At 50.5% G+C, this 12,198-nt stretch carries 8 protein-coding genes and 1 tRNA gene; 3 read left to right on the forward strand and 6 right to left on the reverse strand.

The genetic code is table 11. The features are described from left to right. Positions 1-97: 97 nt before the first annotated feature. Positions 98-179 (reverse strand) — tRNA-Leu (locus CLV60_RS22930). A gap of 169 nt (positions 180-348) precedes the next feature. Here CLV60_RS22930 and CLV60_RS22935 point away from each other — a divergent pair. The 3 genes from CLV60_RS22935 (at position 349) to CLV60_RS22945 (ending at position 4,640) form a co-directional block, all read left to right on the forward strand. Continuing rightward, positions 349-2,637 (forward strand): RelA/SpoT family protein, encoded by a 2,289-nt coding sequence (locus tag CLV60_RS22935; protein WP_106597727.1) that lies wholly within the window; start codon positions 349-351, stop codon positions 2,635-2,637. Positions 2,638-2,765: 128 nt separating this feature from the next. Next, entirely contained in the window at positions 2,766-3,269 is a 504-nt protein-coding gene (locus CLV60_RS22940) for a Fur family transcriptional regulator (RefSeq protein WP_106597728.1), read from the forward strand. Positions 3,270-3,347: 78 nt separating this feature from the next. Beyond that, positions 3,348-4,640, forward strand: a complete 1,293-nt coding sequence (locus CLV60_RS22945) for an adenylosuccinate synthase (RefSeq protein WP_106597729.1) — start codon at positions 3,348-3,350, stop codon at positions 4,638-4,640. Positions 4,641-4,776: 136 nt separating this feature from the next. Here the strand turns inward: CLV60_RS22945 and CLV60_RS22950 are convergent, their stop codons facing one another. The 5 genes from CLV60_RS22950 to CLV60_RS22970 all read right to left on the reverse strand — a co-directional run bounded on the left by CLV60_RS22950 (position 4,777) and on the right by CLV60_RS22970 (position 12,137). Further along, a complete protein-coding gene (locus CLV60_RS22950) occupies positions 4,777-7,719 on the reverse strand; it encodes a DEAD/DEAH box helicase (protein ID WP_106597730.1) in 2,943 nt (980 codons plus the stop codon). A 234-nt stretch (positions 7,720-7,953) separates the two neighbouring features. After that, complete coding sequence (locus CLV60_RS22955) at positions 7,954-8,724, reverse strand: isocitrate lyase/PEP mutase family protein (protein ID WP_106597731.1); 771 nt, start codon at positions 8,722-8,724, stop codon at positions 7,954-7,956. A gap of 93 nt (positions 8,725-8,817) precedes the next feature. Then, the gene (locus tag CLV60_RS22960) at positions 8,818-9,630 is read right to left on the reverse strand and encodes a helix-turn-helix domain-containing protein (protein WP_106597732.1); all 813 of its coding nucleotides are present in this window, start codon (positions 9,628-9,630) and stop codon (positions 8,818-8,820) included. Positions 9,631-9,735: 105 nt separating this feature from the next. Beyond that, a complete protein-coding gene (locus CLV60_RS22965) occupies positions 9,736-11,277 on the reverse strand; it encodes an FAD-dependent monooxygenase (protein WP_106597733.1) in 1,542 nt (513 codons plus the stop codon). Between the two features lie 41 nt (positions 11,278-11,318). Continuing rightward, positions 11,319-12,137, reverse strand: coding sequence for a helix-turn-helix domain-containing protein (locus CLV60_RS22970; RefSeq protein ID WP_106597734.1), 819 nt, complete (start codon positions 12,135-12,137; stop codon positions 11,319-11,321). Between the last annotated feature and the right edge of the window lie 61 nt (positions 12,138-12,198).

The following is a 12,198-nucleotide window of genomic DNA, read 5'->3' on the forward strand; positions in this document are numbered from 1 at the left end:
GAAGTCCTGAGGGCATTTGACGGGTTTCAATACTACGGAGCAACTCATTTTCCCAGATAAAGAGGAATCTGACGCCCCGTCATTCCCTTGTATTTCGTACGGGCGGAGGGAATCGAACCCCCACGCCTTGCGGCACTAGATCCTAAGTCTAGCACGTCTACCAGTTCCGCCACGCCCGCTCACTTAGTCCCTTTTTTCAACACGATCGTCGAATTGGGAGTGCAAAGGTATTTCTATTTTTCCAAAACATGCAAATTATTTTCAAAATTTTATCTTTGGGTAAAAGCGTATTGAAAAATGTCGCTAAAATTTGTTATTTTGGTGAAGCATACCAATTAGAAAATAGCAGTGGAGCAACTGGTTGAATCCCTCAACATTGACCTGGAACAGGAGCGTAAGGACATCCTCAAAAAATACCGCAGGCTTTTAAGAACAGCGAAGCCTTTTTTGAAGGATAATGATGCTAAATTAATCAAAAAAGCCTTTTATACTTCCGTCGATGCGCATAAGGACATGCGGCGCCGGTCGGGAGAACCATACATTTACCACCCCCTGGCGGTGGCCCAAATCGTGGTCGAAGAAATCGGGCTCGGTACCACCGGCATCGTGGCGGCATTGCTGCACGACGTGGTGGAGGATACCGATATGGGTATCGACGACATCGAGCGGCTGTTTGGTAAAAAGGTGGCCAAGATTATCGACGGGCTGACAAAAATATCGGGCCGTTTTGAATACGGTTCTTCGCAGCAGGCCGAGAACTTCCGCAAAATGCTGCTCACGCTCTCGGACGATGTACGCGTAATCCTCGTAAAGCTCGCCGATCGCCTGCATAACATGCGTACGCTCGACAGCATGCCGCGTGACAAGCAGCTCAAAATCGCTTCCGAGACGATATTCATTTATGCGCCGCTTGCGCACCGGCTTGGGTTGTACAGCATCAAATCGGAGCTCGAAGAGCTTTATCTCAAATACACCGAACCCCAGGAATACCGGGCCATTGCCAGAAAGCTGCGCGAGACGAAAAATATTCGTGACCGCTTCATTTCGAAGTTTATGGAGCCTATCGCGCAGGACCTGGAATCGGCGGGTTTGAATTTTATTCTCAAAGGCCGTCCAAAGTCGATCTATTCGATCTGGAACAAAATGCGGAAGCAGAACAAGCCTTTCGAGGAAATATATGACCTGTTTGCGATCCGGATCGTGCTCGAATCGCCGCCGGAAAGTGATCGCGAAAAAGCAATCTGCTGGCAGGCCTATTCCATCGTTACGGATCATTATAAACCCAACCCCGACAGGTTGAAGGACTTCCTGAGCACGCCGCGCGCGAACGGGTACCAGTCGCTGCACTCGACGGTAATGAGCAAGAGCGGGCAATGGGTAGAGGTTCAGATACGCACGTCGCGCATGGACGAGATCGCGGAGAAAGGGTACGCCGCGCACTGGAAGTACAAAGGAAATGATACCAAGGTAAAGGGTAATATCGAAACCTGGATCACGCAGGTGCGTGAGACTTTGGAGAACGGCTTCGGGGATAAAACGGCCGCTATTGAATTTCTGGACGAATTCCGCAGTAACCTTTTCAACGAAGAGGTATTTGTATTTACCCCCAAAGGCGAGTTGAAGGTATTACAGGCCGGTTCAACAGCACTGGACTTTGCATTCGATATTCACTCCGAAGTAGGCGCGCATTGTATGGCCGCCAAAGTAGGGGGGATCCTCGTGCCGATCAGTTATGTGCTGAACAATGGCGACCAGATCGAGATCATCACTTCCAGCAAGCAAAAGCCAAATGAGGACTGGTTGCGCATTGTAGTCACTTCCAAGGCAAGGGCTCGGATCAAGGATTTTCTCAAAGAAGAGAACCGCCGGTACGAAACCGATGGGCGCCAGTTGGTTGAGAAAAAACTGAAAATACTGGGAATGGACGCTACCGCAGAGGTAATGAACCAGCTCCGGGCGTTTTTTGAATGCAAAACCACGACCGATTTCTTCTATCGCATCGGCAAGGGCTACATTCCGATCGACGACCTGAAACGCTTCAAGCGCGACCGGGATGCGAAAGAGAAGAAGGCGTCCGAGAATAGTGCCGCCAACAACACGCCGCCAGCGACCGGCACCGACGGAAAGGCATTAACCAAGTACCTGAAACAAATCCACGGCGACCGTGCAGACAGTGACACGCTGCTCATTGGCGACGATATGGACAAGATCGATTACAAGCTCGCACAATGCTGTAACCCGATCGCGGGCGACGACGTTTTCGGGTTTGTGACGATCAATGAAGGTATCAAAATACACCGCACCACCTGCCCGAATGCGGCAGAACTGATGTCGAAGCACGGCAACCGCATTATCAAGGCCAAATGGTCAGGTAAGGAAGAGGCATTCCTCGCAGGGCTCTATCTGTCGGGTACCGATCGGGTGGGTTTGGTGAACGACGTCACGCGGATCATTTCGAACGAGCTTCACATCAATATGCGCGGGCTGACGATCGACACCAAGGATGGTGTTTTCAATGGGGATATCAAACTTTACGTGCAGGATACGAGGCACCTGGATATCCTGATTGCCAAACTGGAAGAGGTTGAAGGTGTGTACAATGTGCAGCGTTTCGATACCAACCTCAACGGCAAGTAGCCATTTTGAACCATTGCCGGTCCACAGTGTTATTGAATTGGTAATTAATGAGGTTAGCAGCACTATGCTTGCGAATGTGAGAGTGATTTAAGTAAAAAAGCGTATTTTCGCGCAAGATTATCAGAGATATGCCACAAGCCAGCAAACCAAATTTCGAGGCCGCTAAGAAAATATTAACGGCTTACCTGGAAAACAAGGGACTTCGCAAAACGCCCGAGCGCTTTGCGATTCTCGAAGAGATTTACACCAGGGAGGATCATTTCGATGTAGATGAGCTGTATATCAGCATGAAAAACAAGCGTTACCGCGTGAGCCGTGCAACGGTTTACAACACGCTCGACGTTCTGGTGGATTGCGACCTGGTTACCAAGCATCAGTTTGGCAAAAACCTTGCGCAATTCGAAAAATCGTACGGTAACAAGCAGCACGATCACCTGATCTGTACGGATTGTCATAAAGTAATGGAGTTCTGCGATCCGCGTATTCAGTCGATCCAGAACATGGTAGGAGAGATGCTGAATTTCAGCGTCATGCACCACTCGCTTATTTTCTACGGAAACTGCAACAAGGAGAACTGCCAGAACCGCACTGAGGCACCACGGGAGACCACCGCAGTTTACGAAGACAGATAATTATCACGATCAGGCCCGGTAATGCATCCATTGCCGGGCCACTTACACCATATTAAGTTTCAGTAATCCAATATTTGAATGAAAGTTGACGTACTACTTGGTCTTCAATGGGGAGACGAGGGAAAAGGAAAAATTGTGGATGTCCTGGCGCCACGCTATCAGGTTGTAGCCCGTTTTCAGGGTGGCCCTAATGCCGGACACACATTGGAGTTTGACGGTATCAAACACGTTCTGCACCAGATCCCGTCGGGGATTTTCCGCAGCGATATCCAGAATATCATCGGAAACGGCGTTGTGCTCGACCCGGTTGTGTTCAAAAGAGAGATTGAAGGCCTTGCGAAATATAACCTGGACCTGATCAGCAACTTGTTTGTATCGAAAAAGGCTTCCATCATCGTTCCTACCCACGCCCTGCTGGACGCTGCTTACGAGCGTTCGAAAGGTGATTCCAAGATCGGCTCAACTTTGCGCGGTATCGGCCCTGCTTACCAGGACAAGGTTGCGCGCCTGGGCTTGCGCGTAGGAGACGTTCTTTCTCCGAATTTTGCAGCCAAATACAAGAAACTCGTTGATGCGCACAAAGTAATCCTCGACTTCTATTCATTCGATTATTCTGAGACATTGCCGGCAGCCGAAGAAAAATTCTTCGAAGCCATCGATTTTATGAAGCAATTCACGTTGGTGAATAGCGAATATGTGGTTAACGACGCATTGACTGCCGGTAAAACAGTACTTGCAGAAGGTGCGCAAGGCTCATTGCTCGACATCGATTTCGGTTCATACCCGTTTGTTACCAGCTCTACAACCATGACGGCCGGTGCATCAACCGGATTAGGCATTGCCCCGCGTCAGATCGGTGAGGTGTTTGGTATTTTCAAAGCTTACTGCACACGTGTAGGAAGCGGTCCGTTCCCTACCGAATTGAACGACGAAGTAGGCGAGGAGATCCGTAAAGAAGGCCGCGAGTTCGGTGCTACCACCGGCCGTCCGCGCCGCACAGGCTGGCTCGATCTGCCTGCATTGAAATATGCGATCATGATCAACGGGGTAACCCAGCTGATCATGATGAAAGTGGACGTACTGACTATTTTCGATAATATCAAAGTTTGTACGCATTATCGCCTGGCCGATGGTACTTTGACTGATCAGGTGCCTTACGACCTTTGCGACGAAGCCGTTGAGCCGGTTTACAAAGATTTCAAAGGCTGGAAAACTTCCCTGGATGGTGTTCGTGATTTTGATGCGATCCCGGCAGAGCTGAGTGCTTACGTGAAGTTCCTCGAAGCCGAATTGAACCTGCCTATTACATTTATTTCAACCGGTCCTGACCGTGAAGCGCTGATCAGCCGTGAAGCGGCGGCGGTAGCCTAGTGATTGAAGAATAATCAGGAGTGTACAACGATATTGTCACCCTGAGCGGAGTCGAAGGGTAAATGCATCACGCAAATACCCTTCGACTTCGCTCAGGGTGACATTCATTTGTGCCCAGCGAAATAATGGGAAAGTTTTAAGACAACAAATTCAAAACATCCTCCCGCGTCAGCGATTTAATAAAACCTTCTTCACTCGAAATGAGATCATCGGCCAGCTGCTTCTTCGAGCGCTGCAATGCGAGAATCTTCTCTTCCACAGAATTTTTGGTAATAAACTTATAAGTAAAAACCGTCCGGTCCTGGCCGATGCGGTGCGCGCGGTCCACTGCCTGTGCCTCGATGGCGGGGTTCCACCACGGGTCGAGGATGAAAACGTAGTCCGCCGCGGTGAGGTTAAGGCCTAAGCCACCGGCTTTCAGGGAAATGAGGAAAATCTTGATGTTCTCGTCGTTCTGGAAAGATTCCACCTGTTCCTGGCGGTCGCGCGTGGCGCCGTCGAGGTAGGCGTAGCTGATCTCTTTTTCATCCAGGTAATGCCGGAAAAGATCAAGGTGTTTAATGTATTGGCTGAAAATCAATATCTTATGGTCTTCGCTCATGACGGTCTGCAACTTGTACAGCACGTCTTCAAACTTGCCTGAATCATAGGCATATTCCGGGTCGACCATCACGGGGTGGTTAGCGAGCTGCCGGAGTTTCGTGAGGCCTTGTAATACTACCAACTGTGATTTCGACATGCCCTCCGAATCGATGCTTTGGAGGATCAGGTTGCGGTAGTAGGCTTTCGCTTCTTCGTATGCCTTTTCCTGCTCATCCGACATGTCGCAGTATTGAATGCTTTCGACCTTTTCGGGCAAATCCGTGGCCACCTGCGATTTTAATCTCCTTAATATAAACGGCTTGATGAGGTTGTAGAGCCGTTTTGTCTTTTCCTCATCACCTTTCTTTTCGATCGGGATCTGGAATTCGTCACGAAAGAACGTCTGGCTGCCCAGCAATCCGGGATTCACAAATGACATTTGCGACCATAAATCCAGTGTGTTGTTTTCAATGGGCGTACCGGTCAGTACCAGCCTATGCGCCGAGTTGAGGCGCCTCACGGCCTTGGTAATGATCGAGCCCGGGTTTTTGATGGCCTGCGATTCGTCGAGGATCACGTAATTGAAGCGGTAGTCCTCCATGAGCTCGATATCCAGCCTGACAATGCCGTAGGAGGTCAGAATAAGGTCGTAATTATCGAACTGCGCGGTGTCTTTCTCGCGGTTTGTGCCCGTGTACAGGAGCACGCGGAGGTCGGGCGTGAACTTGCTGGCTTCCAACTGCCAGTTATAGAGCAGCGACGTCGGCATGATCAATATCGACGGGCGATCCGCACCGCCTTCCTTTTCGGATTGCAGCAATGCGAGCGTCTGCACGGTTTTTCCCAAACCCATATCATCTGCCAGGCAGCCTCCGAAGCGGTATTGCTTCAAAAAGCGGAGCCAGTCGTAGCCTGTTTTCTGGTAAGGACGTAATAGTCCCTGGAAATGCACCGGAGATTCTGCCGGTTCGATATGTTGGAAATTGCGCAGGTTTTCGAGCTTCCGGCTGATCACCGCCGTCGCCAGATTATCCTCTTTCAGTTCCTGTACCAACGCCAGATGGTGCATCCGGAGGCGCAACTGGTCGTTTTCGTGGCTGCTTTCGGTAAAGGAGAAGAATTCGGAGTATTTGGTAAACCACCATTCGGGAATCACCGCTATTTCGCCGTTGGGCAACAGAAACTCCTTTTTTCGGTGGAGGATGTAGTTCCGCAGCTGAATGAATGGTATTTCAAACTCGCCGAAAAGTACTTTGGCGTGAATATCAAACCAATCGCGGCCCTCCTGTATGGAAATATCCAGCGACGAATATCCCAGGAAATAGCGTTTGGAATCGGCCGTATTCTGCCGGACTGCTATGCCATGCTCGGCCAGCGCAATCGCATTGCTTTGCAACCAGCCGAATGCTTCCGATTTGGGCATCTGGACTTTTCCGTTACGGATATTCAAGCCCATATCTTTCAAAGTCCGCACGTGCGCGCCTTCGACTTCGATATTTCTTTTAACCTTATTGAAAAAGTACTCATTGCCTTTCTTCTCCATGTGCACGCTCGACGCATGCGCGAAGCTGTCGTAATGGAACGAAAAGCCCGCGTACTGGAACGACAATTCGAATGCGACGTCATTGTCTTCTTCCTCCAACACCTCCACATCCTCGTTATCCGGGAAAAGCACAGCGGATTTCTTCGGATTGGACGAATACTCCGAAATCGTAAGAATGGTTTTGGGCACGGACGACACATTCCTGATTTCGAACCCGTGCGCTACCACGTCATAGGAAGCAATGAGCGGCGCTACGAAGCGACCGTAATATTGCTCCTCGACCTGCCCCGGAATGGCAATGAATTTCTTCGCGAGAAATGGTTTGATCTTCTTGCCGTCCACATTCCCCTCAAAATGGTAAAGATGCCCGTCAAGCACGAGCCATGCGGGATCTTCGCAGATCAGGAAAGCATTTTTGTACTGGAATTCCAGCTTCTGCATTTTGAACCGGATCGTCGGGAAATAATGGGTATTATCCTCGTTCCGGATGAAATGGAAGCGGATCGTCGCCTTTTCCTCCTCCCAGGTGACGGGTTTCCACAGCGGGTTACCATCATTACCCATGATGAAAATGTCCTTCCCGGCCAGCCTTTCGAGGATCCGCGATTTACAGCTTTCGAGGTAACCGGCAATCGTTTCCTGAATGGCTTTATCGCCTTTCTGAGGATCATATACTTTCAGAAAGAAATCTACCGCGTTCAGTTTTTTCGGATTGTACTTTTTTAGGACGGAGTCCTGCTGAATGTCGTCGATCAGCTTGACGAGTTCAAAATCCCTGGTATCGAGCCCTGAACGAAACTCCTTGATGTTTTTTGAGGAAATGTTCTGGACCTGAAACGAAAAGTCGCCCTGGCTGGTAAGCTGGACGACAAAGGCTTCGAAGATATACCCCAGATACTCATGGTTAAGAATTGAATAAACAATTTTAAACGGCTCTGAGGGAGAAACTTTCATTAGGATATCGTTGGCTAAGATTCGTGTTGATGCCGAAGAAGCCCTTCCTTAAATCAGCAGGGATCTTTCGATTTGGGAAACTTCAAATATAACTTAAAACAACCCGAAAAGAAAGACCCATTTAGCCATTCCCTAAAAAATATCATAGAATAAATTTGTGCCGGAGCTAAAATATTTTCTACACTCCGGCACAGTTGGTGTTTGGTTTAATTGAAAATGTGAATGGATGTCATGCTAGGCAAAGAGCGGTGCGAAGCTTTGGGCTTCCACCACATTTTTTGCCAGAATGCCTGTCTGGGCCGTTACCTTGTTGAAAAGGAAAGGTCCCATGCTGATCCTTTTGACATTCAGCGATTTCAATGCATTAAAATCGGGCAATGCGGGCATACACATCACATTCACGGGCAGGATCGTTTCGTGGGTAACCGCCTGGATGTCCTCGGCCAGTGTGATGCATGGAACAAAAATTCCGTGTATGCCTGTGTTTTCATAGAGATTTATGCGGTTGATCGTTTCGTCAAGCGCGTTCGGTGAGCCCAGCAGAAATGCATCGGTGCGAATGTTGAGAAAAACTTTGATGTTCTCCCGTTCAAGCTGGTCGACGATTTCAGTCAGGAGTCGCCTGAATTCGTCGGCTGGCCGGAGGTGGCGGGTGGGCTTGGGTAGTGTATCTTCCAGGTTTATCCCAGCTACGCCCGCATCATATAGCATTTTAATACGCCCGGCTATTCCCGCAGCGGTATCGCCGTACCCGCCTTCGATATCGACTGTCAAAGGGATTTTGACGGTTTCGGTGACACGGCGGGCTACGCGGAGGATCATGTCAAAGGGCAGGTTTTCTCCGTCGTCGTAGCCGAAAGCGGTGGCCAGGGCATGGCTCGAAGTGCCGACGGCCTTATAACCGGCGGCTTCGAAAATATGCGCGCTGTTGACGTCCCAGATGTTGCCCAGCAGGAATGGTTCTGTTTGTTGATGAAGTTGGGAGAATGTTTCGAAAGTGTTCATAATCTGAAATTTGCCTTTGTTTGAAAATGAATTGATAGCACAAAGGTATTTCAGCCGCCGGGCCGGAAATTGTACAAACCGGAACGACCTGGTTTAATTGATAAGCATTTGGTTTACGGCCGAAAGGTTGCTCAGGTAAGCGGAGGGTGTAAGTCCGGTAAACGACTTGAAATCCCTGATAAAATGCGATTGATCGAAATATCCCGCGTCGTAAGCGATGGATGTGAGCGGCAGTTTGTTCTCTCCGATCAGTTTGAGGCTGGTTTTGAAACGATGGATCTTGTCGAAAGACTTGGGCGAAAGGCCGGTGTGCTGGTAAACCAGTTTGTGCAAATAGCGGGTCGTGATTCCGAATGTGCCGGCAATGCGGCCGATGTTATTTTCGGTGGAATCTTTGGTAATGCTCGTCAGAATGCGGGCTACTTTATCCAGCCGGTCCTGCCGGCGTGATGCCCGTATGAGCTTGCCGGTAAAAAAGTCGTCGAGCAGGGCAATGCGTGTGCGGGCCGAATCCGCTTCTTGCAATCGTTGGTGCAAATCACGGATATCCTTGCCCATCACATCAGTCAGGTCAGAAACCTGATCGTTGAAAATTCCGATCTCATCGTCCAGCAAAAACGAGGTCGCATGCGTGAAGAAGCGGACGCCGAGCATCAGGTGCGCGCCCGACGACCGGATCGGCAGTGGTCGGGTAATTTGTCCCCAGAGCTCGATAGCGGGGTTTTGATGGAAGTTGTTTTCATGAAAAGATTCCCAGATACCGCTGCCCAGGTTAAATATGACCTCCATATCGCCACTCGGAAACACCGTATCTTCATAAGCTGCATGGCTTTCGGATTCGAAGATGTAATAGTGCCGGATGTACGGAGCCAGGATTTTGGCGGGTTGGAAATGCTGAAATTCCATGTTTTGAGCATTTAGATTGCTTGGCCCAAAGCCCGCTTTTGCGGATCAATGGTTGAGCAAATGTAAATTCGGCAAAGGACCGGGCATTGTATAAAACGGAACAAATCAATGCGTCACAACATTCCAATATCTGCTCAGTATTTGATCCAAATGCTTGCCATTATTCCCCGTACTTTCTGAAACCCACGCAATGATCCCGTCCGGGCGTATCAGCACGGCGCTTAAACCAAGCTGGTCTTTAACTTGACCGGAAATGTATCGGACTCGTTCGCCATATTCATTCGGCAGCCTTTGAAGTGATGCACTGGCATGAAAATCCAGCAATATCATACGGCCGTCGTGCATCAGTTCACCGATTTTGGTACCATCTTCAAATTCGAAATTGGGCACGCTCCGGCCGATGAGCGGGTGGTTTCCGCCGAGGTCGTAATGCATATGAATGCCCCAAACCTTACCTGCCATGTAGGTAGCACCGTCACGGGTGCTGATCAGGTCGCGGAAAATCGCGTGTAATGCGCGCGCATGCGGGGCGGGCTGCATAATGGCTACCTGCGCGCGCGACCAGTCCAGAACCTGTACGCCGATCGGGTGGCGTTCGGAGTGATAACTGTCCAGGAGGTCATCGGAAGTATGTTTTTGGATAGCCGCTGCGAGTTTCCAGCCGAGATTCATGGCATCGCCCAGGCCCAGGTTGAGTCCCTGACCGCCCAGGGGAGAATGAATGTGTGCGGCATCGCCGGCCAGCAATATCCGGCCATTGCGGTACCGGGTGGCCTGGCGGGCGCGGTCCGTCCAGGTGGTGGCCGTGTGCAAAGCATTAATCGTAACATCGGTGCCCGAAATGCGGCGTAAGACATCCTGGATATGTTCGCGGGTGATCGGCGTTTCGGAACTGTGAAATGCGCCTCCATCGAAGTCCTGCATGAGCACATAGCCCGGTTGTGATTGCATGTACATGCCTGCGGAGGTCACATTACGCCCGGGGCGAAGCTTTTCCGGATCTGCAATGTCAACAAGCGTGGTGTAGCCCGTGAATTCCGGTTCGGTGCCGGCAAACTCAAAGCCGCCCATTTTGCGGACCATGCTGCGGCTTCCGTCGCAGCCGACCAGCCATTTGGCGTGAAAAGATTGATTCTCCGACCAGACGGTCACACTTTCATCCGTTTGAAGAACGTCGGTAACGGAAAGGCCTCGCCTGATTTCGACACCCAGAGCCTCTGCGCGTCGCGTCAGGATCGCTTCAAGCTCTGCCATTTCGGATATCAAACTGGTTTCGGGTGAACCCGGAAGGCGGTATTCCCATTGAGAGGTGTCGATGTTCCCTTCGAGAAACGGAATGCCTGCAAAATGCCCCGCCTGGCGTTGCGGCCCTTGTCCGGAGGTGGTGCCGGTGTGCGGATTTTTGAGCCGTTTGTGGATTTCCAGCTCTGCAAGCAGTCCGCGGCGGTAAAGCGCCTCGATGGTGGGGGCGGAGAATCCGCGTATCCCGAACGGAAGGTGCTTCAACGGCGAATGCGGGCTTTCGGTCTTTTCCAGGATCAGAACCGAGCATTTGGCCAAAGCGAGTTCACAGGCGAGGAACAGGCCGACAGGCCCTGCGCCGGAAATAATTACGTCGTGTATGGATGGATTGGTTGTAGCTTTCATATTGGAATGATTGAGCTACAAAATTCCGTAATACCGGCGCCTCAGGCTTGTACAAACGCGACAAAATCATTGCTTACCGCCTGTTTCCGTTTTTTCGCATTGCGGGCGAACGCGGCTGGGGTAGTACCACTGTAACGTTTGAATTCCCTGCTCAAATGCGCCTGGTCGGCGTACCCCAGCTCGTGCGCCAAACCGGCGAGATTGGACTCCGGGTGGTGCCAAAGCTGGTTCCGCACCTGCTCGAATCGTATCAGACCGGAGACGTCTTTCACCGTAAAACCGGAAGAACGTTTGAATTTCCTTTCCAGCGTGCGTACCGTCGCGTGCGCGGCCATTGCCACCTGGCTTACCTGAATGGTGCCATTCATCTCCCGCATCGCAGCACCTGCCCTGGCCAGCATACTATCTACTGCAACCTGCGATCGCGTATTGAGAAAGTAATTTTCCAATTCAGCCATTACCTCATTGATTCGCCCCGCGGCCATCAGCGGATCGAGCGTAGCTTGAAGCTGTGCTATGGGATGCACAAAGACATGCACGCCGTTTTTTCCGGATGGCGGGAGTTCAAGCAAATCGAATACCGTCCAGGGGAAGCACCTTACGCCGATGATCTCCAACCGGCCTTTTGTTTGAAAAAGAGCGGGCTGATTAAGCAAGCCCATCAAAAAAGGGGAAGGTAGGGGCTGTAATCCGCGATTTTGAGAAATATGACAAAGACTTCCGAAATAGAAAATGATTTCCGCATAACCATCCGGCTCGACCTGGAAAATGGATTCCTGATCTCCAAAGTGGCGGTCATCATACCAAAAGCATTTGATGGTATCCCGAAGTACCTCGGGCGGTTCAAATTCCTGGTGCATGCTGCAAGATAGTGCATGCAGGGAGGGAGCGCAATAAAAAAGGAGCTGCGATTGCTCGTAA

It is taken from the genome of Dyadobacter jiangsuensis (assembly GCF_003014695.1).
Lineage (GTDB): Bacteria > Bacteroidota > Bacteroidia > Cytophagales > Spirosomataceae > Dyadobacter > Dyadobacter jiangsuensis.